We start from the raw sequence: 23,505 nt of genomic DNA on the forward strand, positions 1-23,505 counted from the left end.
GGCGTCTGTCAGGGCCCCTTCGCGAGCAAGTCGAATCGTCGCACCGCCGCTCCCACAGGTTTTGTGTGCGCCACAAATCCACTGTGGGAGCGAGCCTGCTCGCGAAGGCGTCAGAAGCTACAGCACAGAATCAGGCCTCAGGCCAGAACGCCCGAATCCCCGCCACACCCTGCGCACCCGCCGCCCAGGCTTTCTCGACCTCGGCCGGGCCAACGCCACCCAGCAGGAACACCGGCTTGCTGAAGCCCTCGATCAAGCTCGACGCCTGTTCCCAACCCAACGGCTCGGCACCCGGGTGAGTCAGAGTGGGTTGAACCGGCGACAGAGTCACGAAATCCACCCCCATCTGTTCGGCCAGCGCCAGTTCTTCAGCGTTATGGCACGAGGCCGCCAGCCAGCGCGAAGCCGGTAGCGGTCGGCCAGCCGCTGCGTATTTGCGCAACTGCGCCGAAGTGATGTGCCAACCCGCGGACGGGAAATCCCCCAACCATTCGAACGGCCCCTTGATCATCAATTGTGCCTTGCCGGCGCACAGGCCCACCGCATCGACAGCCAGGTCGCGATACTTGGGATCGTAACCGTTCGGTGCGCGCAACTGGATAAGTTTGATGCCACCGGCAATGGCCTTCTGGATGCCACGCAGCAACGCCGGGGTTTCCAGGTCTTCCGGGGTAATCAGGTACTGCGATGACAATCGGGCCGCCGCGACGATCGGCCGATTGGCCGCCGGGAACTCGTAACCCGATAGATCCCGGGGCGACACCCAGGCCAGGGGTTGGCCTTCGGCGCCGTGGGGCTCGCCGCTAAACGCCGAGACTTCCCAGACATCCAGCAACACCTGCTTGTCCGGGTAATCGTGCCGGACCTTGATCAGCGGGCGCGCCGCGTCGACCACGATGCCCAGCTCTTCATGGAGCTCGCGGGCCAGTGCGGTTTCGACCGACTCGTCGGCCTCGACCTTGCCCCCGGGAAACTCCCACAGGCCGCCCTGGTGCTGTGAATCGGCACGGCGGGCGATCAGGATCTGGCCATTGCCATCGCGGATGACGGCGGCGGCGACATGAACTCGCTTCACTTTTCCAGCTCCTCCAGTCCGGCCTTCTGCCAGGCCTTGAACGCCGGCCATTGGTAGAGGGTTTCAACATAGGCTTCGTCAGCCGCGGACAGCTTCACCCGATAGGTGCGCAGGCGCACGGCGATGGGTGCAAAGAACGCGTCGGCCAACGTGAGGCGGCCAAACAGGTACGGACCGCTCTCGGTCGCGGCGGCACGGCACTCGGCCCACAGCGCCGACATGCGTTCAATGTCGCCCTGAACGTCAGCCGGAACCGGCGACAAAGGGGCGTCATGGCTCAGGTCGAACGGCATGTTGCCGCGCATGGCGAAAAAGCCGCTGTGCATTTGTGCGCACGCTGAACGCGCCTGGGCACGGGCGGCGGTGTCTTTGGGCCACAGGTTCGCGTCGGGGAACCGTTCTGCCAGGTATTCGGCAATCGCCAGGGAGTCGGCGATGGTGCCGTGTTCGGTCTTCAGCAGCGGGACCTTGGCGGTCGGCGAATGCTTGAGCAGACGCTCGCGGGTGTCCGGCTGGTTCAGCTTGATCAGTTCTTCGGTGTAGGCCGCGCCAGCCAGATCGAGGGCCAGAGCGCCGCGCAGGGACCAGGAGGAATGCAGTTTGTCGCCGATGATCAGGTGCAGGCTCATGTTCGGGGTGCCTTCTCGTCAGGGTAACAAGCCAGAATATCTAGCGTCTGGTCGTCAGCCTTCGCGAGCAAGCCCGCTCCCACAGTGTCACCATTGAACACTGTGGGAGCGGGCTTGCTCGCGAATGGAGCGACTCGGTCTTACGTACGGTACTCGGCGTTGATCTTCACGTACTCGTGGGACAGGTCGGTGGTCCAGATGGTTTCGCTGCAATCGCCACGACCCAGCTCGATACGAATGGTGATTTCTTCCTGCTGCATCACCGCCGCGCCCTGGGCTTCGGTGTAGGTCGCGGCGCGCGCGCCACGGCTGGCAATGCACACGTCACCGAGGAACACGTCGATCTTGCTCACGTCCAGGTCCGGCACACCGGCACGGCCAACGGCGGCCAGGATACGGCCCCAGTTCGGGTCGGAAGCAAACAGCGCCGTTTTGATCAGCGGCGAGTGAGCCACGGTGTAGCCGACATCCAGGCACTCCTGGTGATTGCCGCCGCCGTTGACTTCAACGGTCACGAACTTGGTCGCGCCTTCGCCGTCGCGAACGATGGCCTGGGCCACGTCCATGCACACTTCGAACACCGCCTGCTTCAACTTGGCGAACAGTTCGCCCTCGGCGCGGGTGATTTCCGGCAGCGCAGCCTGACCGGTGGCGATCAGCATGCAGCAGTCGTTGGTCGACGTATCGCCATCGATGGTGATGCGGTTGAACGACTTGTTGGCACCATCGAGCATCAGGTTTTGCAACACATCGCGGGAGACTTTGGCGTCGGTCGCGATGTAACCGAGCATGGTCGCCATGTTCGGGCGAATCATGCCGGCGCCTTTGCTGATGCCGGTCACGGTGACGGTCACGCCGTCGTGCTGGAACTGACGGCTGGCACCTTTGGGCAGGGTGTCGGTGGTCATGATGCCGGTGGCGGCAGCTTCCCAGTTGTGGATCGACAGGTCGTCAAGAGCCGCTTGCAGCGCACCCTCGATTTTCTCCACAGGCAACGGTTCGCCGATCACACCGGTGGAGTACGGCAGCACCTGGCTGGCATCGACACCGGTCAGCTCGGCCAGTTTGGCGCACGTGCGCTCGGCGGCGGCCAGGCCTGGCTCGCCGGTACCGGCGTTGGCATTGCCGGTGTTGGTCAGCAGGTAACGCACAGGGCCTTGCACGCGTTGCCTGGCCAGGATCACCGGGGCGGCGCAAAAGGCGTTCAGGGTGAACACGCCGGCTACCGTGGAGCCTTCAACACAGCGCATGACCACAACATCCTTGCGCCCCGGGCGCTTGATGCCAGCCGAGGCGATACCGAGTTCAAAACCGGCAACCGGGTGCAACGTTGGCAAAGGACCAAGACCAACAGCCATGAATGCGCTCCTTTATAAATGATGTCAGCACCGCTTCAGGAAGACGGTGGTTCGAATGGTAAAACGCCGCGACGGCAGAAGCCGGTCGCGGCGCGGGTATTTCAGCGATTGAAACGGGTTTTACTGGATCTGCCCGTGGCAATGCTTGAACTTCTTGCCCGAACCGCAGTAGCACAGCTCATTGCGACCCAGCTTGTGCTCGCTGCGAACCGGGGCAGCGGCGAGCGCCACATCGACCTCTTCACCCAGCACTTCCGGTTGCTCCAGGCCTGGCGCTTCTTCATGCAGGAACTGCATGCGAGCGGCCAATGCCTCGGCTTCCTGGCGCAGGCGCTGCTCTTCCTCGATAGGATCTTCGCGGCGAACCTGAACGTGGGACAGCACACGGATCGAGTCGCGCTTGATCGAGTCCAGCAACTCGGAGAACAGGGTGAACGACTCGCGCTTGTATTCCTGTTTCGGGTTCTTCTGGGCATAACCACGCAAGTGGATACCGTGACGCAGGTGGTCCATGGTCGACAGGTGGTCTTTCCACAGGTCGTCCAGAACGCGCAGAACGATTTGCTTCTCGAAGGTGCGCAGCGCTTCGGCGCCCGCCTGGTCTTCTTTCTCGTTGTACGCCGCGACGAGCTCGTTCATGAGCTTCTCGCGCAGGGTTTCTTCGTACAGGTGATCGTCTTCGTCGAGCCATTGCTGGATCGGCAGTGTCACACCGAAGTCGCTCTGCAACGCAGCTTCCAGACCGGCCACGTCCCACTGTTCAGGCAGCGATTGCGGAGGAATGTGTGCGCTGACGGTGGCGTTGAGCACGTCCTGACGGAAGTCAGCGATGGTCTCGCCGATGTTGTCAGCGGCCAGCAACGTGTTACGCATGTGATAGATCACTTTACGCTGTTCGTTGTTGACGTCGTCGAACTCGAGCAATTGCTTGCGGATGTCGAAGTTGCGGCCTTCAACCTTGCGCTGGGCCTTTTCAATGGCGTTGGTCACCATGCGGTGCTCGATCGCCTCGCCAGGCTGCATGCCCAGGGCCTTCATGAAGTTCTTCACCCGGTCAGAGGCGAAGATGCGCATCAGGCTGTCTTCCAGCGACAGGTAGAAACGGCTGGAACCGGCGTCGCCCTGACGACCGGCACGACCACGCAGCTGGTTGTCGATACGGCGCGATTCGTGACGCTCGGACGCAATCACCTGCAAACCACCCGATTCGAGCACTTGCTGGTGACGCTTCTGCCAGTCGGCCTTGATCTGGGCAATCTGCTCAGGGGTCGGGTTTTCCAGGGAAGCCACTTCCACTTCCCAGTTACCGCCCAACAGGATGTCGGTACCACGACCGGCCATGTTGGTGGCGATGGTCAGCGCACCCGGGCGACCGGCCTGGGCAATGATCTCGGCTTCCTTTTCGTGGAACTTGGCGTTCAGAACCTTGTGTTCGATGCCTTCCTTCACGAGCAGGTTGGACATGTGCTCGGAGGTTTCGATGGTGGCGGTACCCACCAGCACCGGGCGACCGGCGGCCATGCTTTCCTTGATGTCGGCCACGATTGCCGCGTATTTCTCGTCGGCGGTCAGGAACACCAGGTCGTTGTAGTCTTTACGGGCCAGCGGCTTGTTCGGCGGAATCACCATGACCTGCAGGCCATAGATCTGGTGGAACTCGAACGCTTCGGTGTCGGCCGTACCGGTCATGCCGGACAGTTTGTTGTACAGACGGAAGTAGTTCTGGAAGGTGGTCGACGCCAGCGTCTGGCTTTCGGCCTGGATGTTCAGGTTTTCCTTGGCTTCGATGGCCTGGTGCAGGCCTTCGGACAAACGGCGACCCGGCATGGTACGGCCGGTGTGTTCGTCGACCAGTACGACCTGACCGTCCTGCACGATGTATTCGACGTTGCGATGGAACAGCTTGTGCGCACGCAGGCCGGCGTAGACGTGAGTCAGCAGGCTCAGGTTGTGCGCCGAGTACAGGCTTTCGCCTTCAGCCAGCAGGCCGATGCGGGTCAGCGTTTCTTCGACGTACTGGTGACCGGCTTCGTTGAGTTCGACCTGACGGGTCTTCTCGTCGACGGTGTAGTGACCGGCCTGGGTCACTTCGCCTTCGACTTCTTCAACGTGCAGCTTGAGCTGCGGGATCAGCTTGTTGACCTCGATGTACAGCTTGGAGCTGTCCTCGGCCTGACCGGAGATGATCAGCGGCGTACGGGCTTCGTCGATGAGGATGGAGTCGACTTCGTCGATCACGGCGAAATTGAGTTCGCGCTGGAATTTTTCTTCCATGCTGAACGCCATGTTGTCGCGCAGGTAATCGAACCCGAATTCGTTGTTGGTGCCGTAGGTGATGTCGGCGGCGTAGGCAGCACGCTTCTCTTCCGGCGGCTGGAACGGCGTGACAACGCCGACCGTCAGGCCGAGGAATTCATACAGCGGGCGCATCCAGTTGGCGTCACGGCGGGCCAGGTAGTCGTTCACCGTCACAACGTGCACGCCGTTGCCGGACAGTGCGTTGAGGTAAACGCCCAGTGTTGCCACCAGGGTCTTGCCTTCACCGGTACGCATTTCCGCGATCATGCCTTCATGCAAGGTCATGCCGCCGATCAGCTGGACATCGAAGTGGCGCATGCCCATGACACGCTTGCCGGCTTCGCGGGCGACCGCAAAGGCTTCTGGCAGGAGCTTGTCGAGGGATTCCCCTTTGGCGATGCGGGCCTTGAACTCGCTGGTCTTGGCACGCAATTGATCGTCCGAAAGGGCCACCATTTGCTCTTCGAAGGCATTGACGAGTTGCACCGTCTTGAGCATGCGTTTGACTTCACGCTCGTTCTTGCTTCCAAAAAGTTTCTTTAACAAAGGCGCAAACATATCGGCAGGATCTTCCACACTAAAGGGATGGAGGGCGGCCCCGTGAGTCGCCCGTGCAGCCCTCATGGCCGCATGCGAACGAGCATTCTACCCGGAAACGGTGGTGAGGAAAGTGGCGATATTCCACGATGCTGGCACAGCGCTTTGACGGGGCTCACTTAAAATAGGGGCGTTTTGCTCAACTTCAAGCCGTTCAAGGCAGAAGTTAGTTGTTGATTTAATGGGTAAAGCGCCCACAAAAGCAATGGGCGGGTGCATCCGGCGCTTTCTGCTACCATGGCGCCTCTGTTACTTCAGGTGTCTGATCATGGCATTTCGCCCACTTACGGCCAAAGTACCCGCCGTTCTATTACGCGAAGCCAAGCCGCTGAAAGCCATTCTCGGCCACGCTCAACGCCTGGGTCATTTGCAACGTTTGCTCGAAAGCCAATTGCAACCCGCCGCTCGCGAGCATTGCCACGTGGCGTCCTGGCGCGAAGGCAGTTTGTTGCTGATTGTCACCGACGGTCATTGGGCAACCCGCCTGCGCTACCAGCAGAAGCGCCTGCAGCGGCAACTGCAACTGTTCGACGAGTTCGCCAACCTGACGCGAATCCTGTTCAAGGTGCAGCCACCGACCGTCCAGCGCGGCGCGGTCGGGCATACCATGGACCTGTCGGACGATGCGGCCGCGACCATCCAGGCCACGGCCGACGGGATCAGCGACCCGAATCTGCGGGCAGCGCTGGAGCGACTGGCGGCGCACGCCAAGACCAGAACCTGACACAGAAACCATGTGGGAGCGGGCTTGCTCGCGAATGGGTTTACCAATCGACATTTTCGTTGAATAACACACCGCATTCGCGAGCAAGCCCGCTCCCACATTGACTGTGTTCGCTCAAGCTAGCGGCGTTTGCTGCCGCCCAGCAATGAGCCCATCAAGCCGCGCACCAACTGTCGGCCAAGCTGGTTCGCCGCCTGTTGCATCGCCGATTTCAGCGCCTTCCCTGCTGCCGTACCGAGGAATTCGCCGGCCTGTTCGGTGAAACTCGGTTCCTGTTTGCCCTGTTCCGCCTCGGGCTCGGGCGCCAGGCCCTTGCGCCCCATCAGCACTTCATAGGCCGATTCGCGGTCAATCGGCTTGTCATAACGTCCCCGCAACGGCGAACCGGCAATCAGCGCCGTACGCTCGGCACCGGTCAAAGGCCCGATCCGCGATTGCGGCGGCGCGACCAGCACCCGCTGCACCATTTCCGGGGTGCCTTTTTCCTGCAGCGTGCCGACCAGTGCTTCACCGATCCCGAGTTCGGTCAACACCGACAACGTATCGAACGCCGGATTCGGCCGGAAACCTTCGGCCACTGCGCGCAGGGACTTTTGCTCCTTGGCGGTAAACGCACGCAGACCGTGCTGGATGCGCAAGCCCAGCTGAGCCAGCACATCGTCCGGCAGGTCACCCGGCGACTGGGTGACGAAATACACGCCCACGCCTTTTGAACGAATCAGCCTCACGACTTGTTCCAGGCGATCACGCAATGCCTGCGGCGTGCCGTTGAACAACAAGTGGGCCTCGTCGAAGAACAGCGCCAGCAAGGGTTTGTCGGCATCGCCACGCTCCGGCAGTTGCTCGAACAGCTCGGCCAGCAGCCACAGCAGGAACGTCGCGTAGACTTTCGGCGCTTCATGCACCAGACGGCTGGCATCCAGCAAATGGATGCGCCCGCGGCCATCGGCAGTGGGTTGGAGGATGTCTTCGAGTTGCAGCGCCGGCTCGCCGAACAAGGCTTCGGCGCCCTGTTGCTCCAGGGTTGCAAGACGTCGCAGCAGCGCCTGGCTGGAGCCGGTGGTCATCAATGCCGCATCGTCGCCCAGTAACTCGGGGTGGTCCCGCAGGTGATTGAGCAACGCCTTCAGATCCTTGAGATCGAGCAACAACAGGCCTTCGCGGTCCGCCACCTTGAACGCCGCGTACAGCGCCGACTGCTGACTGTCGGTCAGTTCCAGCAGGCTGCCCAGCAGCAGCGGCCCCATTTCACTCAAGGTTGTGCGTAAAGGATGACCGGACTGACCCTGTACGTCCCACAACGTCACCGGATAAGCCTGAGGCTTGTGGTTGAGCCACGGCATCCCCGCAATCCGCTCGGCGACCTTGCCCTGGGGGCTGCCCGCGGCGCCAAGGCCGCACAGGTCACCCTTGATGTCGGCGGCGAACACCGCCACACCGGCATCGCTGAACGCTTCGGCCATTCGTTGCAACGTCACGGTTTTTCCGGTGCCGGTCGCGCCCGCGATCAAACCGTGGCGATTGGCCAGGCGCATGGCCTGGGCAATCGGCTGCCCCTTGAGGTCGGCGCCGATTACGAGTTGCAGTGAGTCAGGCATTTGGTCACCCATGATTAATCTTTGGTCCTACACGGCCGATAGAGATAACGACAAAGCAGTCAGACACGATCTGGTAGGAAATTTCCCTAAGGAGAGTCGGAAAATTCAATTGCTTTCAACCTTGCCCGTCGTGCGTCCCTTTATAAAAGCACGCGCTGGACATTAAGACCTTAGCGGAACCCCAAGCCATGAACAAAAATCTGCGTTTCAGCCATAAAATCCTGCTTGCCGCCGCCCTCATTGTTATTGCCGCCTTCGCCTCATTCACGCTGTACAACGACTATTTGCAGCGCAATGCCATCCGCGAGGACCTCAACAACTACCTCAACGAGATGGGTGACGTCACCGCCAACAACATCCAGACCTGGCTGGCCGGGCGTATCTTGCTGATCGAGAACCTCTCGCAAAACATCGCCATCAACCCCGAACAAGCCAATGTCGCCAGCCTGCTTGAGCAGAAAACCCTGACGTCGACTTTCATGGCGTCCTACCTGGGTGATGCCACCGGGCACTTCACCATTCGTCCGGACGCGAAGATGCCCGACGGTTTCGATCCGCGTGTTCGCCCCTGGTACAAAGGCGCCGAAAACAGCAGCACGCCGACCCTGACCGAACCCTACATCGATGCGGCAACCGGTCAACTGATCATCTCGATGGCCACGGCTTCGAAAAAAGCCGGACAGAGCGTCGGCGTGGTGGGTGGCGACCTGAGCCTGCAAACCCTGATCGCGACCCTCAGCGCCCGCGACTTTGATGGCATGGGCTATGCGTTTCTGGTCAGCGCCGACGGCAAGATCCTGGTTCACCCGGACAAAGCGCTGGTGATGAAATCCCTGAGCGAGGCGTATCCGAAAGTTACCCCGCGCATCGGCAACGGCTTCAGCGAAGTGGACGTCGACGGCAAGACTCGCATTGTCAACTTTACCCCGATCAAGGGCTTGCCTTCGGTCAACTGGTACATCGGTCTGTCGGTCGACAAGGAAAAAGCCTACTCGATGCTCAGCGAGTTCCGCACCTCGGCTGTGGTTGCAACCATCATTGCCGTGGCCATCATCATCGCCCTGCTCGGCATGTTGATTCGCATCCTGATCCAGCCGTTGCACGTCATGACCCGCGCCATGGCCGACATCGCCGACGGCGAAGGTGATCTGACCAAACGCCTGACCATCCAGAACAATGACGAATTCGGCACCCTCGGCACTGCGTTCAACCGTTTCGTCGAGCGCATTCACGGCTCGATCCGCGAAGTGTCCTCGGCCACCGGGCAAGTCAACGAAGTGGCCTTGCGAGTGGTCGCGGCTTCCAACTCGTCGATGTTCAACTCCGACCAGCAAGCCTCGCGCACCAGCAGTGTCGCCGCTGCCATTAACCAGCTCGGCGCCGCTGCCCAGGAAATCGCCCGCAACGCGGCGCAGGCTTCGAGCCAGGCCAGCGATGCCCGCAGCCTGGCCGAAGACGGCCAGCAAGTGGTGGACCGCAGCATCGTGGCGATGAATCAACTGTCGAGCATGCTCAGCACCTCGAGCACCAACATCGAATCGCTGAACAGTAAAACGGTGAACATCGGGCAGATTCTCGAAGTGATCACCAGCATTTCCCAGCAAACCAACTTGCTGGCACTCAATGCCGCGATCGAAGCCGCCCGCGCCGGTGAAGCCGGTCGAGGTTTTGCCGTGGTGGCGGACGAGGTGCGCAACCTGGCACACCGCACACAGGAATCGGCGCAACAGGTGCAAACCATGATCGAGGAGCTGCAAGTCGGTGCCCGGGAATCGGTGAGCACCATGAGCGACAGTCAGCGCCACAGCCAGGACAGTGTGGAAATCGCCAACCTCGCCGGTGAACGTCTGAACAGCGTGACCTTGCGTATCGGGGAAATCGACGGCATGAACCAGTCGGTGGCCACCGCGACCGAAGAACAGACCGCCGTGGTGGAGTCGATCAACGTCGACATCACCGAGATCAACACGCTGAACCAGGAAGGCGTGGAAAACCTGCAATCGACCTTGCGCGCGTGCTCGGACCTTGAGCAGCAGGCGGCTCGACTGAAGCAGCTGGTGGGAAGTTTCAGGATCTGAGGCGCTCTTGCGGGCCCCTTCGCGGGCAAGCCCGCTCCCACAGGAGTCCGGGTGAAGCACAAATTGTGTGAACACTCAAAATACCTGTGGGAGCGGGCTTGCCCGCGAAGGCGGCCTGTCAAACACTACAAAACCCGCTGACACCCCACCCGCACAACCCCAACCGAACATCTATCCTTCATAAAGGTCAACCAAGGGAGTACCGGGACCGGAGGATCGTTCATCGTGCATATCGCTGACATCACCATGTTCTACGCCCCTGCCAGTGGTGGCGTGCGCACTTATCTGGATGCAAAGCACCGTCGCCTGGGCATCAAGCCGGGCATTCGCCACAGTTTGCTGATCCCCGGATCGTCCTTGAGCGAGCAGGATGGCATCTTCACCGTTCCAGCCCCTGCCCTGCCTTTCGGCAAAGGCTATCGCTTCCCGCTGCGTCTCGCGCCCTGGCGCAATGTCCTGCAGGTTTTGCAACCTGACCTGATCGAGGTCGGCGATCCCTACCTCACCGCTTGGGCAGCGCTGGATGCACGGCGGCAACTCGATGTACCGGTCATAGGTTTCTACCACTCGGACCTGCCGCTGCTGGTCAGCAACCGTATGGGCAACTGGGTGACCAACAATGTCGAGGCTTATGTCAGCAAGCTGTACGGCAACTTCGACCGGGTGCTGGCGCCCAGTCGGGTCATGGCCGACAAACTCACCGGGCTCGGGGTCAGAAATGTGTTCGTACAACCCTTGGGCGTCGACCTGCAAACCTTCAATCCCGATGCCAGAGATCCCGGGCTGCGGGCCGAGTTGGGTCTGGACGACAACACCCGGCTGCTGATCTTCGCCGGGCGCGGCTCCAAGGAAAAAAACCTGCCAGTGCTGCTCGACTGCATGAAACGCCTGGGCCGACGCTATCACCTGCTGCTGGTTGGCTCATCGATGCCAACGGCCGTGCCGTCCAATGTGACGGTGATCGACGAGTTCTGCCCGGCGCCGCAGGTGGCCCGCCTGATGGCCAGCGCCGACGCATTGCTCCACGCCGGCGATCAGGAAACCTTCGGTCTGGTGATACTCGAAGCCATGGCCAGCGGTATTCCGGTGGTGGCCGTGGCGGCCGGGGCTTTCGAGGAAATCGTCACCGAGGACTGCGGCCGACTCTGCGCGCCGAACGATCCAGCCGCGATGGCCAGCGCTGTTCGAGAACTGTTCGGCTCGGGCAGCGTGGCGCTGGGTCGCCAAGCGCGGTTACACGTCGAACGACATTACGCCTGGGACACGGTGGTCACCAGTTTGCTGTGCCACTACCACGCCGTGCTCGGCAGCCAATGGCCGCTGACAGCCAATGGTTGAGCCCATGAACAGGCCCGCTTTACTGCTGGTACTGCACGACGTGGCACCACCCACCTGGGCCGATTACCAACCGTTCGTCAAAGCCGTCGACGCCTTGGGGGGCGTGCCGATCACTTGGCTGGTGATTCCGGATTACCACAAACACAACAATCTGGACGCCCATCCGCGGTTTTGCCGCCAGCTCAGTGCCAGGGTCGCCCAGGGCGACGAACTGGCCCTGCATGGCTATTTCCATTGCGACGAGGGGCCGATGCCCCTCAATCCCCGCGACTGGTTCATGCGTCGGGTCTACACCCAAGAAGGCGAGTTTTATCGTTTGTCACAGGAAGACGCCCTCGCCCGCCTGCGTTCGGGCATCGAGATGTTCCACCGGCATGACTGGCCGCTGGAAGGGTTCGTCGCCCCGGCCTGGTTGATGAGCCAGGGTACTCGCCAGGCATTGCGCCAACTGCCGTTGAGTTACACCAGCGACTCGCAGCATTTATACCGTTTACCGGATTTCACCGCGATCGAGGCGCCGGGTCTGGTCTGGAGTGCGCGCAGTGCCTGGCGCCGGGGTGTATCGAAGCTCGTCAGCGATCGCCGTGAACAACGCTGGCAGCACGCGCCGGTGATTCGCCTGGGCTTGCACCCGGTGGACATGCGCCACGAGTTCTCGCACCGATACTGGCTGAGAACCCTCGAGCGCCTGCTCGATAATGGACGCGTTGCGATGACCAAGTCCCAGTGGCTGGGGCTGCAAAACAACCGAATGGGCTGCGCCGCATGAGCCGCGCCCTGCTGTTGCTCGTCGGCCTGCTCGCCGCAGTGCTGATTCCACTGCTGTTGGGCGGCAGCGAAATCGGTTCCCGGCTGAGCGCTTTTCCGCTGCCGTGGCTGTTGATCATGTTCGGCATGATCCTGCTGTGCTGGGGCGTTAATACCCTGCGTTTGCGCCTGTTACTGGGGGATCAATGCCACAAGGTCGGCCGGCTCAGGAGCCTTGGCGTGGTGATGGCCGCCGAATTTGCCTACTGCGCCACGCCCGGCGGCAGTGGCGGGCCGCTGACGATCATGGCGTTGCTGGCGCGTCACGGCGTGCGTCCGGCCAGGGGCAGTGCCGTATTTGCCATGGACCAACTGAGCGACTTGCTGTTTTTCCTCTGCGCCCTGAGCGGGATTCTTGTTTACGCCCTGTTCCAGCACCTCAGCCAGCGCATGGAATGGATGCTGATGGTCAGCGCTGTTTCGCTGTTCGGCGGCTTGATCACCTGCGCCATGGTCGCCCGCTATCACCGCTCGTTGATTCGCCTGAGCGGTCGATGGCTCGCCCGAGTCAATGTCAAGGCAGCCACGCGAATGCGTTGGGCGCGCAAACTCCTGCAGTTTCTGACGGCGTTTACCGACACGCTGAAATTGCCCGTGCAGACCTTGATCAAGGTTTTCGTCCTGACCTGTGTGCATTGGCTCCTGCGCTACAGCGTGCTCTATCTGGCATTGCGCGGGCTCGGCGCGGACTTGCAGTGGGCCTGGAGTTTTCTGATCCAGATGCTGGCGCTCAGCGCCGGGCAATTCAGCCTTCTGCCAGGTGGAGCCGGGGCGGCGGAACTGACGTCGGCGGCGCTATTGGCACCCATGGTCGGGAAGTCCACGGCAGCCGCGGCGATTCTGATTTGGCGGGCGGTGACGTATTACTTCTACTTGCTGGTGGGTGGGCCGGTGTTTTTGCTGATGCTGGGGCGGCCGCTGTTGATGAAATTGATGAAAATCAGGCAGACCTGAAAAGATCGCAGCCTGCGGCAGCGCCTACAGGGAGAATGCGTGTCATGTAGGAGCTGCCGCAGGCTGCGATCTTTTTAATCCGTCAGACTCCTGCTGCAGCTGCTCCCACAACTCAGCCGCCCCCGGAAACTCCGTACCGTCTTCAGGCCCCATGTCATCCGGGTCGTAGCGGCTCAGGCAACCCTCGCCCAGCGTGGCGGGAGCCTTGGATGTGGCTTTGTCCAGTGGATCGGCCATGGTCATGTCCTCGGTGCAGAAACGGCGAAGGGCCTGGAGCGATTGAACGCCCAGGCCCTTCGAATTTCAACCGCGTCGTGCGTCTATCAGAAGACGACGGTTTTGTTGCCGTGCACCAGCACCCGGTCTTCCAGGTGATAACGCAGACCACGGGCCAGTACCATCTTCTCGACATCGCGGCCGAAACGCACCATGTCTTCAATGCTGTCGCTGTGGCTGACACGCACCACGTCCTGCTCGATGATCGGGCCGGCATCCAGCTCTTCGGTCACATAGTGGCAGGTCGCGCCGATCAGCTTCACACCGCGCAGGGAGGCCTGGTGATACGGCTTGGCACCGACGAACGACGGCAGGAAGCTGTGGTGAATGTTGATCACCTTGTGCGCATATTCGCTGCACAACTCGGGCGGCAGGATCTGCATGTAGCGGGCCAGCACCACCACTTCGGCGTCGTGCTGTTTGACCAGGCGCGATACCTCGGCGAAAGCCGGCTGCTTGTCCTGGGGATTGACCGGGACGTGGTAATACGGAATGCCGTGCCACTCCACCATGCTGCGCAAGTCATCATGGTTGGAAATCACGCAGGAGATTTCGCAGTCCAGTTCATCGCTGTGCCAGCGATGCAGCAAGTCCGCCAGACAGTGCGACTCGCGACTGGCCATCAGCACGACACGCTTCTTTTGTTCGGTATCGGTGATGCGCCAGTCCATCGAGAACTCTTCGGCGATCGGGGCAAAGGCTTCGCGCAACGCTTCGATACCAAATGGCAGGGAGTCGGCACGGATTTCGTGACGCATGAAGAACCAGCCACTGAGATTGTCCGAGTGATGGCTCGCTTCAGTGATCCAACCGTTGTGTGATGCCAGAAAGTTACTGACTTTGGCAACGATGCCAACACGGTCCGGGCAAGAAATCACCAGACGAAAAGTGCGCATGAGGGGGAAACTCCAGAACTTCGCAAAGGCCGCCATTCTAGCGATTGCGCAGCAAAACTGCAGTATTGTTGACGATTTACCCTGCCGGAAGGTCGGTGCGGCTGGAGGGACAACACCCGTGCCGGTTCGTCCGGATGCTCTAGCGGTGCCGGGCTTTTGTTAAATTATGTATATCCGACGGACGTGGATCACACTAATAACGGAATTACCAATGTGCGCCCAAGACACAGCAATTAAATTAAATAAAGTGGGCTTAAATGTTTACTTGATGAAACACCGTGACTATTATTGCCGCACTGTCACCTGCCATCCAGCGCACAACATAAGGTAGTTCCCATGTCCTTGATCAACGAATATCGCGCCACCGAAGAAGCTATCAAAGAGCTGCAAGCCCGTTTGAAGAACCTGTCCCAAGACGACAAACTGCAAACCGAGCTGGAATTCGAAGGCAAACTGCGCACCTTGATGGGTGAATACTCCAAGTCCCTGCGTGACATCATCGCGCTGTTGGATCCAGAGTCGAAAACCAAGGCACCACGCGGCGGCGCAGTGAAAACTACCGGCACCAAGCGTGCTCGCAAAGTTAAACAATACAAAAACCCGCACAACGGCGAAGTCATCGAAACCAAAGGTGGCAACCACAAGACTCTGAAAGAGTGGAAAGCCAAGTGGGGCGGCGACGTGGTAGAAGGCTGGGCGACCCTGCTGGGCTAAGCCTCAGAGCTTGTCGCAGACGGATCCGTGACAAAAAAAGAACGCCAGCAAATGCTGGCGTTTTTTTATGCGCGGTGTTTAAGCACCGGCAGGTTCGATTTCAAAGATGCAAACGCTGACGCAGTCCCTGGACATAATCCTGCCACTCACCGAGCACCCCCTGCTGAAACGCAGAGGCACTAACGCTCAATTGGGCCGCGGCCTCTACAAAACTTTCGAGGGTATTTGGCGCCCCCCATCCGGGGTCTGACAAACGCTTCTGACAGAATATTCGCCAGCGCTCTTGCTCCTCGGCATTCAACGTATCGGGAAAGTTGCGTGCGCGATATCGAAACAATAATTCAGGCAAGCGTTCGTCATCGAAAGGCCACTGCTCTTGTGCCAACTGCATCGGGTCAACGGTTCTGACTTGTTCGCACAAACGCCGATCCCGATCACCGATGAATCCATCGTATAACTGTTGCTCCGGATCCTGGCTCTGGGAAAAATCTTCGCGGGCATAAATCGCCAGGACTTTATCCAGCCAAACTTTCCGCGCGTCATTTAGCCGCAACACCCGCTGCTGATACAGCGCCATATCCAGCCCCAGGCGCTGCTGATCCTCCTGGCGAAGTACCGACAACGGGGCCACTACCGGGCACTTGTTGATGTGAATCAACTTCAACGGCACCGGCAACTCCCCCTCGGCCAGTTCGTCGTGGCGGGTATACAAGCGCTGACGCAAACTTTCGGCATCCAGGTCGAGCAGGCCCTGGGGATCGAGGTGCAGGTCACAGACGATCAGGGCGTTCTTGTTGCGTGGGTGCCAGGCCAGCGGCAACACCACCCCCACATAGCTGCGCGCCGCCGAAAAGCGCCCGGAAACATGCACCAGCGGTTGCAACAGGCGTATCTGGTCCATGACTTTTTGCTTGCTGCGCAGTTGAAACAGCCAGGCGTAGAGCTTTGGCTGTTTTTCCCGAATGAGGCGCGCCAGGGCAATCGTCGCGCGAACGTCCGACAGCGCTTCGTGGGCATTGCCATGATCGATGCCATTGGCCGCGGTCAGGCGCTCGAGTTTGAGCGTGACCCGCCCTTCGTCGTCCGTTGGCCATTGCAGGCCATCGGGGCGCAAGGCATAAGCGGCGCGCACCACATCGATCAGGTCCCAGCGGCTGTTGCCACCCTGCCATTCCCGCGCATAAGGATCGAAAAAGTTTCGGTACAGGCTGTAGCGCGTCATCTCGTCATCGAAACGCAGCGTGTTGTACCCCGCGCCACAGGTGCCCGGTGCCGCGAGCTGGGCATGCACCCGTGTCATGAAATCGGCTTCGCTCAAGCCCTGCGCCTGCAGTTGCCCGGGCGTGATTCCCGTGATCGCACAAGCGGCCGGATGCGGCAGGATGTCGTCGCTGGGCTGGCAGTAAAGATTGACCGGCTCGTCGATTTCATTGAGATCGAAGTCGGTGCGCAGGCCGGCCATTTGCAACGGACGGTCGCAACGGGGATTGATGCCAGTGGTTTCGTAGTCGTACCAGAAGATGGAGGTCACGGGCGATTCCTGAACTGAAGATCGGCAAAGTCTAGGCGTTCACCTCCCGCCACGGCCAGCAGTCTGTCATTCAAGCACCTTGCGCGGCTCGCCATGCAATACAGGGTTATGTCGTTTTCCGGCGCCCCCGCCCCTCGAATAGGCTGCTAGCATCGGATAGACAGAGAATCCCGATCCAGACCACATCGTCAGGTTACCCATGCTCGAGACCACAGCACTGCCAGGGAATGCGCCGCTGTCACCGCCACTGGATACGCGGTACCAGGTCGAAACGCCGGAGGGCGTCGACCTGCCACTGCGCCCGGCCGGGTTGATGGTTCGTGCGCTGGCGTTCGCCATCGATCTTGCTTTGCGCGGCCTGGTCCTTGGTGTGCTGTTCATTGCGCTGGCGATGCTCGGCAAATTGGGCGCCGGGCTCGGGTCGATCCTGCTGTTCGGGGTGAGCTGGTGGTACATGGTGCTGTTCGAGGTGCTCAACCAGGGGCGCTCGCCGGGCAAGCAATGGATGGGACTGCGGGTGGTGCACGACGATGGCACCCCGGTCGGCTGGTCCGCTTCGCTGCTGCGCAACCTGCTGCGCGTTGTCGACCTGTTGCCCTTCGGTTACTTCCTCGGGGCCATCAGCTGCCTGCAACACCCCCACTTCAAGCGCCTTGGCGATATCGCCGCCGGGACCCTGGTGATCTACCGCGAACACTCGCACACCCGCCCCGAACTCCCCGAAGCCCAACCCCGTCGCACGACATTTGCCCTGACGCTCAGCGAGCAACGGGCCATCCTCGGGTTTGCCGAGCGCCAGGGCGAACTCTCCCGGGCGCGGGCCGATGAACTGGCCGCCATTCTCGCCCAACCCTTGCACGTCCCGGCCGCGCAGGCGGTGACCGAGCTCAACGGCATCGCCCGCGGCTTGTTGGGGCCGACATGAAACAAAGCCTTTTCGAACGTCGGCACAAAGCCGAGTGGGACCGTTTCTGCGGGCTGCTCGAGCAATTGGAACGGGACGGCAAGATCACCGACGCCGGCAGTTTCCCGAAGGACTACCGACGCCTGTGCCAACACCTGGCACTGGCACGGGAGCGTGGCTACAGCAGTTTTCTGATCGACTCGTTGCAGCAACAGGTGCTGCGCGGGCATCAACAGCTTTACCGTCACCGCAGCCGCCTGGGGGCCAATGCGCTGGCTTTCATCCTCGCGGATTTCCCGCGCCTGGTGCGCGAACAGTGGCGCTTCGTGCTCGCCGCCAGCCTGATGTTCTTTGTCAGCCTGGCCGGTTTCGCGGTGCTGGTGTACCTGTCCCCGGACCTGATCTACAACCTGATCCCCGCCGAACAGGTCAGCGAAATGCAAAGCATGTACGACCCCGTTGCCGGTCACCTCGGGCGCACGGCGGAACGGGCCGCCAGTGAAGACTGGGTGATGTTCGGTTACTACATCATGCACAACATCGGCATTGCCTTTCAGACCTTCGCCAGCGGTTTGCTGTTCGGCCTGGGCAGTGTGTTCTTCCTGATTTACAACGGTCTGATGATCGGTGCGGTGGCCGGGCACCTGACCTACGTCGGCTACGGGCAGACCTTCTGGTCATTCGTGATCGGCCATGGCGCTTTCGAACTCAGCGCCATCGCCCTGGCAGGCGCCGCCGGTCTGAAGCTGGGCTGGGCGTTGGTCGCCCCGGGGCGCCTGCCCCGTGCCGAGTCCTTGCGATTGGCAGCGCGCAAGAGCGTGCTGCTGATCTGCGGAGTCATGCTGTTCCTGTTGATCGCGGCGTTTATCGAAGCCTACTGGTCATCGATGACTCGCCCGTCGCCCCAGACCAAGTACCTGGTCGGCGCGGCGCTCTGGTTGCTGGTGGTGGTTTATCTCGTATTCGCCGGACGTCGCCGCCATGCGCCTGAATGACGCCAGCGTGGTCATTCGCCCGCGCTCGACCTGGGAAGCCATGGACCTCGGCGTGCTCCTGAGCCAACGCCACCGACGCTTGCTGATGACCAGTTGGGCGTTGCTCACGTTGCCGCTGTTCGCGTTGCTCAGTTGGGGGCTCTGGGACTCACCGTCTCTCGCCGTGTTGATTTTCTGGTGGTTGAAACCGGCATTCGACCGCCTGCCCTTGTACATCTTGTCCAAAGCCATGTTTGGCGAACCCCCCACGCTCAAGCAGGCCCTGCGGCAATGGCCGCGACTGCTCAAAGGGCAATTGCTGGCCAGCCTGACCTGGCGACGCCTGAGTCTGCAGCGCAGTTTCGTGATGCCGGTGGCGCAACTCGAAGGCCTCGACGGACAACAGCGCCAGCAGCGTTTAGAGGTGCTGTTGCAGCGGGACGCCGGTGCCGCACGCTGGCTGACGATCATCGGCGCGCACCTGGAAGGCGCGCTGTGGATCGGCTTGATGGTGTTGTTCTATCTGCTGCTGCCACAACAGGTCGCGCTGGACTGGAGCTGGCAGTCGCTGATCTCTGCGGCCACCCAGGACTGGCGCTGGCTGGAACACCTGACCAACCTGTTTTATGCACTGGTGCTGGTGGTCTGGGAACCGATCTATGTCGCCTGCGGTTTCAGCCTTTATTTGAACCGACGCACCGTGCTGGAGGCCTGGGATATCGAACTGGTGTTCCGCCGGATGCGCCAGCGTCTGATCAGTGCAAGCGGCGTGCTGTTGATCGCCGTGATGTTGCTGATGTCACCTGCACACAGCGTGTGGGCCGCCGAACCGGCCATTTCACCCGACAGCCCGCGCCTGCTGGACCAGCCCCTGAACACTCAGGTCGCCAGGGACGGCATCAAGACGATCCTCGAACAGCCACCCTTCAAGAACCGGGAAGCGGTGACACGCTATCGCTTCAGCGAAGACCCGCCGGGCGCGCAAGCGTCGGGCGACGGGCAGACACCGCAATGGTTGAAGTCTCTGTTGCAGCTGTTTGAGGGACAGCACTTCAGAGCCTTGGCGAACCTGATTGAAATCGCGCTGTGGGGCATCGTCATCGGTGCTGTCGGCCTGTTGATCTGGCGCTATCGCGACTGGGTGCAGGCGTTCGTCAGCCGGCGACCGACCCTCGACGTCAAAGCCGTGCGCCCCTTGCCGCAGCAGGCGTTTGGCCTGGACCTCAAGCCCGAGTCCCTGCCCGCCGACATTGCCGCCCGCGCCGAAAGCCTCTGGCAAAGCCATCCGCGCGAAGCCCTGGGCTTGCTCTATCGCGCCCTGCTCAGCCGCCTGTCGCACGATTTCAACATCGCGCTCGAGGCCGCCGACACCGAAGGACAGGTGCTGCAGCGCATCGAGCAATTACAGCAACCGGCCTTGCTGGCCTACAGCAAAAACCTGACCGGGCACTGGCAAGGCATGGCCTACGGTCACCGCCTGCCCCCCGAACAGGTGCGACAGGAACTGTGTGACGGCTGGCGCGTGTTGTTCGACCCGGAAGCGTTCCATTGAGTCGGCGCCGGGGCACGATCGCCATTGCACTGCTCGCCGTGCTGCTGGCTGCGCTGGGTCTTTATCTGTACCTCAAGGCAACCCCCTATCAAGTCGAAATCGACCACGGCCCTTCTCCCGAAGCCAGGGCCAACCCTTATCTGGCGGCGCAACTGTTCCTGCGCCGGCAAGGCCTGAGCGTCGATCACGCCAACGGCCTGGACATCCTCCCCAGCCTCGATCCGCATCGACACAGCCTGTTGTTGCTCGGGGACCGCTACAACATGACGCCACAGCAGATCGACCAGGTGATGAACTGGACCCGGGCCGGCGGGCGGCTGTTGTTCGTCGCCGAGTCGTTGTGGGATGAAAAACTCGGCCACAGCAATGACCTGCTGCTTGACCGGGTACAGCTGCGCCAGTTCTTGAGCAAAGACCTCAAGGCGCCGCCACCGGATATCGGTGACGATCCTTACCCACAACTGACCAAGCTCTATCTGGAAGACGAAGACGCCCCGGCCTATGCCGGTTTCGATACCGCCTTCCACCTCGAAGACCCGAAAAACCTCGCCCAGGCCTGGGCCAACAGCGCCAGGGCAACGCACATGATGCAACTCGATTACGGACTCGGCTCGATCATCGTGGTCACTGATGCCGACCTGTGGAAAACCCCGGCCATCGAACAGTACGACAACGCCTGGCTGCTCTGGTACCTGACCGCCGACACCCGCGTGACGCTGATCTTCAACACCGATCACGACAGCCTGCCGACCTTGCTGCTGCGTTATTTCCCCCAGGCGCTGGCCGCGTTGTTCGCCTTGATCGGCCTGGGTTTCTGGCACTTTGGCGTGCGTCAGGGGCCGTTGCTGGAGCCGGCACCGAAAGCACGCCGGCAACTGCAGGAGCACCTGCGCGCCAGTGCCGACTTCCTGCTGCGCCGCAACGGTCAAGCCGGCCTGTTGCAAGCCTTGCAGCAGGACATCCTGCGGCGCGTGCGACGTCGCCATCCCGGCTTTGAACAACTCGCCGTCGCCGAACAATGGTTGCTGCTCGCACGCCTGACCGGCCAACCCACACGCGCTATCAGCCAGGCCATGAGCCCGCGTCCGAACCAACGGCTTTCCAGCGTTGAATTCAGCCGTCAGGTCGCCCACCTGCAATCCCTGAGGAACGCTTTATGAACGGGTACTTGGAAAGCATTACGCAGTGATTTTTCAAGGTGCCTGGAGAATCAGGGGCGATTCGACGCGCTCCGGAGGCGACTTGCTCAGCGCATGAAGCGGGCTTGCCCATGCCCGCATCAAGCCTGCCTGGTGACTGCTCGTCGGCTCATCGAAAACCCACTCAAGATCGCCTCCTTCAAGCCGATGGAATAGAGGTGCCGACTGGCTTCAAGCAGTTCATTAACCAGGGGCAAAGTGCTAGCATCGCCGCCGCGCAATGCACCCGGGCATCAACATAACCGTCGTCTTTCCCAATGTTTTTTCATCTTTCGGACTTTATGCGACTCTTCCTAGATCCCCAGCGAGATATCGATGCCGCGCTGCTACGTTATCGTCGACTGTTCGGCGTGTTGGCTCTGTTCAGCGGGGTGATCAACCTGCTGATGCTGGTCCCGTCCATCTACATGATGCAGGTTTTCGACCGCGTCCTGACCAGCCGCAATGAAACCACGCTGTTGATGCTGAGCCTGATCCTGCTCGGGTTCTTTGCCCTCGGCTGTGTGCTGGAGTGGGTGCGCGGCCAGGTGATGATCAAAATGAGCGCCGGCCTGGACACTCAGTTGGGCGAGCGAGTGTTCGATGCGGCGTTCGAGCGCAGCCTGAAGGAGCACAGCGCCAACCCGGCCCAGGTGCTGAGCGATTTGAACAGCATCCGGCAGTTCGTCACCGGTCCGGCGCTGATTGCCATCTTCGATGCGCCGTGGCTGCCGATCTATGTCATCGCGACGTTCCTGTTCCATCCCTGGCTTGGGGTGTTCACGGTCATCGGCTCGCTGATCCTTGCCGGGCTGGGCGTCTGGAACGAGCTGACCACCCGCAAAAGCATGAGCGAAGCCAACCGTTTGTCCGTGGCGTCTTCCAGCTATGTGAACAGCACCTTGCAGAACGCCGAGGTGATTCAGGCGATGGGCATGCTCGCGCCCTTGCGCCAGCGCTGGTTCAACGTACAGCAGCGGGTCATTACCGAGCAGGGCGAGGCCAGCGACCGCAGCTCGCGGATCGCTGCGCTGTCACGCTTTGTGCGCATGACCTGGCAATCGCTGGCCCTTGGCCTGGGGGCCATCCTGGTGATCGAGAACCAGATTTCCGCCGGGGTGATGATCGCCGTGTCGGTATTGCTGGGACGAGCCATGGCGCCGGCCGAGGCGCTGATCGGTTCGTGGAAGCAGATGGGGAACGCCAAGAGCAGCTACGAACGCTTGAACCGCCTGCTCAACGAATTCCCCAAGGCCGCGCCAGGCATGCCCCTGCCGGCACCGACCGGGGCCCTGAGCATCGACCGCCTGGTGATCACCCCGCCGGGCATGCATAAGCCCGCAGTCAACGGCGTGACCATCAGCCTGGCCAAGGGCGAAGTACTGGCGATCATCGGTCCGAGCGCATCGGGCAAGTCCTCCCTGGCGCGCGCCATGGTCGGCATCTGGACCGCCAGGCAGGGCTCGGTACGCCTGGACAGTGCCGAGATCGGCCAGTGGTCGCGTGCGGCCCTCGGCCCGCACCTGGGTTACCTGCCCCAGGACATCGAGCTGTTCGATGGCAGCATCGCCGAAAACATCGCGCGCTTCGGCGAGGTGGACCCAGGCAAGGTCATCGCAGCGGCGCAACTGGCCGGTATCAACGAGATGATCCTGCACTTCCCCAAAGGCTATGACACCCTGCTCGGGACCGGCGGACTGGGGTTGTCCGGCGGCCAGAAGCAGCGCATCGGCCTGGCCCGCGCGTTGTATGGCCAACCGGCGCTGGTGGTGCTCGACGAGCCCAACTCCAACCTCGACGATGCCGGTGAAGCGGCGCTGGTGCAGGCCGTGCGCAAGCTCAAGGCCGAAGGCTGCACCGTGGTGCTGGTCACCCACAGGCCGAGCATTCTCGGCGCGGTCGACAAGCTGTTGTTCCTCAAGGACGGCGTACAAACCCTGTTCGGCCCGCGTGACCAGGTGCTCAAGACCCTGGTGCCTGCGACACCGGCAAAAGCCGTCGAACCCCGCAATCAAGAAGCCTGA

At 61.3% G+C, this 23,505-nt stretch carries 19 protein-coding genes and 1 pseudogene; 12 read left to right on the top strand and 8 right to left on the bottom strand.

The annotated features are described in order from the left end of the window. Window positions 1-130: 130 nt before the first annotated feature. The 4 genes from PMI26_RS07840 to secA all read right to left on the bottom strand — a co-directional run bounded on the left by PMI26_RS07840 (window position 131) and on the right by secA (window position 5,918). The gene (locus tag PMI26_RS07840) at window positions 131-1,075 is read right to left on the bottom strand and encodes a Nudix family hydrolase (protein ID WP_007977352.1); all 945 of its coding nucleotides are present in this window, start codon (window positions 1,073-1,075) and stop codon (window positions 131-133) included. Beyond that, on the bottom strand, window positions 1,072-1,704 hold the full coding sequence (locus PMI26_RS07835) for a glutathione S-transferase (protein WP_007977354.1): 633 nt from the start codon (window positions 1,702-1,704) through the stop codon (window positions 1,072-1,074). The genes PMI26_RS07840 and PMI26_RS07835 overlap by 4 nt, the downstream gene beginning before the upstream one ends. 140 nt (window positions 1,705-1,844) lie before the next feature. Further along, the gene (gene argJ / locus PMI26_RS07830; RefSeq protein ID WP_007977356.1) at window positions 1,845-3,062 is read right to left on the bottom strand and encodes a bifunctional glutamate N-acetyltransferase/amino-acid acetyltransferase ArgJ; all 1,218 of its coding nucleotides are present in this window, start codon (window positions 3,060-3,062) and stop codon (window positions 1,845-1,847) included. 120 nt (window positions 3,063-3,182) lie between these two features. After that, window positions 3,183-5,918 carry a preprotein translocase subunit SecA gene (secA, locus tag PMI26_RS07825; RefSeq protein WP_033048115.1) on the bottom strand — a complete coding sequence of 912 codons (2,736 nt, stop codon included), beginning with the start codon at window positions 5,916-5,918 and terminating at the stop codon, window positions 3,183-3,185. Window positions 5,919-6,225: 307 nt separating this feature from the next. On the opposite strand from secA, the gene PMI26_RS07820 reads away from it, so the two are divergent. Then, window positions 6,226-6,681, top strand: a complete 456-nt coding sequence (locus tag PMI26_RS07820; protein WP_007977359.1) for a DUF721 domain-containing protein — start codon at window positions 6,226-6,228, stop codon at window positions 6,679-6,681. A gap of 119 nt (window positions 6,682-6,800) precedes the next feature. Here PMI26_RS07820 and PMI26_RS07815 read toward each other — a convergent pair whose 3' ends face one another. Further along, window positions 6,801-8,279 (bottom strand): helicase HerA-like domain-containing protein, encoded by a 1,479-nt coding sequence (locus PMI26_RS07815; RefSeq protein ID WP_033048123.1) that lies wholly within the window; start codon window positions 8,277-8,279, stop codon window positions 6,801-6,803. Between the two features lie 188 nt (window positions 8,280-8,467). Here PMI26_RS07815 and PMI26_RS32395 point away from each other — a divergent pair. From PMI26_RS32395 to PMI26_RS07795, 5 genes and pseudogenes are all read left to right on the top strand, one after another. Continuing rightward, window positions 8,468-9,499, top strand: a pseudogene (locus PMI26_RS32395) (HAMP domain-containing protein); the annotation flags it as partial. Between the two features lie 93 nt (window positions 9,500-9,592). Then, window positions 9,593-10,357, top strand: a complete 765-nt coding sequence (locus PMI26_RS32400; RefSeq protein WP_443200852.1) for a methyl-accepting chemotaxis protein — start codon at window positions 9,593-9,595, stop codon at window positions 10,355-10,357. Between the two features lie 225 nt (window positions 10,358-10,582). Next, on the top strand, window positions 10,583-11,695 hold the full coding sequence (locus PMI26_RS07805) for a glycosyltransferase family 4 protein (protein ID WP_007977362.1): 1,113 nt from the start codon (window positions 10,583-10,585) through the stop codon (window positions 11,693-11,695). Next, window positions 11,688-12,464, top strand: a complete 777-nt coding sequence (locus PMI26_RS07800; protein WP_033048118.1) for a DUF2334 domain-containing protein — start codon at window positions 11,688-11,690, stop codon at window positions 12,462-12,464. The genes PMI26_RS07805 and PMI26_RS07800 overlap by 8 nt, the downstream gene beginning before the upstream one ends. Beyond that, window positions 12,461-13,456, top strand: a complete 996-nt coding sequence (locus tag PMI26_RS07795) for a lysylphosphatidylglycerol synthase transmembrane domain-containing protein (protein ID WP_007977364.1) — start codon at window positions 12,461-12,463, stop codon at window positions 13,454-13,456. Before PMI26_RS07800 ends, PMI26_RS07795 begins: the two co-directional genes overlap by 4 nt. A gap of 42 nt (window positions 13,457-13,498) precedes the next feature. Here the strand turns inward: PMI26_RS07795 and PMI26_RS07790 are convergent, their stop codons facing one another. Both PMI26_RS07790 and purU read right to left on the bottom strand, forming a co-directional pair. Then, on the bottom strand, window positions 13,499-13,693 hold the full coding sequence (locus PMI26_RS07790) for a hypothetical protein (RefSeq protein WP_007977366.1): 195 nt from the start codon (window positions 13,691-13,693) through the stop codon (window positions 13,499-13,501). A gap of 86 nt (window positions 13,694-13,779) precedes the next feature. Further along, the gene (gene purU, locus PMI26_RS07785; RefSeq protein ID WP_007977367.1) at window positions 13,780-14,628 is read right to left on the bottom strand and encodes a formyltetrahydrofolate deformylase; all 849 of its coding nucleotides are present in this window, start codon (window positions 14,626-14,628) and stop codon (window positions 13,780-13,782) included. A 336-nt stretch (window positions 14,629-14,964) separates the two neighbouring features. On the opposite strand from purU, the gene mvaT reads away from it, so the two are divergent. After that, a complete protein-coding gene (gene mvaT, locus PMI26_RS07780; protein ID WP_007933316.1) occupies window positions 14,965-15,342 on the top strand; it encodes a histone-like nucleoid-structuring protein MvaT in 378 nt (125 codons plus the stop codon). 100 nt (window positions 15,343-15,442) lie between these two features. Here mvaT and sbcB read toward each other — a convergent pair whose 3' ends face one another. Beyond that, entirely contained in the window at window positions 15,443-16,873 is a 1,431-nt protein-coding gene (sbcB, locus tag PMI26_RS07775; protein WP_007977368.1) for an exodeoxyribonuclease I, read from the bottom strand. Window positions 16,874-17,072: 199 nt separating this feature from the next. Between sbcB and PMI26_RS07770 the strand changes: the two genes are divergently transcribed. The 5 genes from PMI26_RS07770 (at window position 17,073) to PMI26_RS07750 (ending at window position 23,505) form a co-directional block, all read left to right on the top strand. Next, window positions 17,073-17,798, top strand: coding sequence for an RDD family protein (locus PMI26_RS07770; RefSeq protein WP_007977369.1), 726 nt, complete (start codon window positions 17,073-17,075; stop codon window positions 17,796-17,798). Further along, a complete protein-coding gene (locus tag PMI26_RS07765; RefSeq protein WP_007977370.1) occupies window positions 17,795-18,772 on the top strand; it encodes a stage II sporulation protein M in 978 nt (325 codons plus the stop codon). The genes PMI26_RS07770 and PMI26_RS07765 overlap by 4 nt, the downstream gene beginning before the upstream one ends. Further along, window positions 18,759-20,303, top strand: coding sequence for a DUF4129 domain-containing protein (locus PMI26_RS07760; protein WP_007977371.1), 1,545 nt, complete (start codon window positions 18,759-18,761; stop codon window positions 20,301-20,303). The genes PMI26_RS07765 and PMI26_RS07760 overlap by 14 nt, the downstream gene beginning before the upstream one ends. Further along, window positions 20,300-21,463, top strand: coding sequence for a DUF4350 domain-containing protein (locus tag PMI26_RS07755; protein WP_007977372.1), 1,164 nt, complete (start codon window positions 20,300-20,302; stop codon window positions 21,461-21,463). The genes PMI26_RS07760 and PMI26_RS07755 overlap by 4 nt, the downstream gene beginning before the upstream one ends. 320 nt (window positions 21,464-21,783) lie before the next feature. Next, window positions 21,784-23,505 carry a type I secretion system permease/ATPase gene (locus PMI26_RS07750; RefSeq protein ID WP_007977373.1) on the top strand — a complete coding sequence of 574 codons (1,722 nt, stop codon included), beginning with the start codon at window positions 21,784-21,786 and terminating at the stop codon, window positions 23,503-23,505.

The organism is Pseudomonas sp. GM33, from assembly GCF_000282295.1.
In the GTDB taxonomy this organism is placed as follows: Bacteria; Pseudomonadota; Gammaproteobacteria; order Pseudomonadales; family Pseudomonadaceae; genus Aquipseudomonas; species Aquipseudomonas laurylsulfatiphila.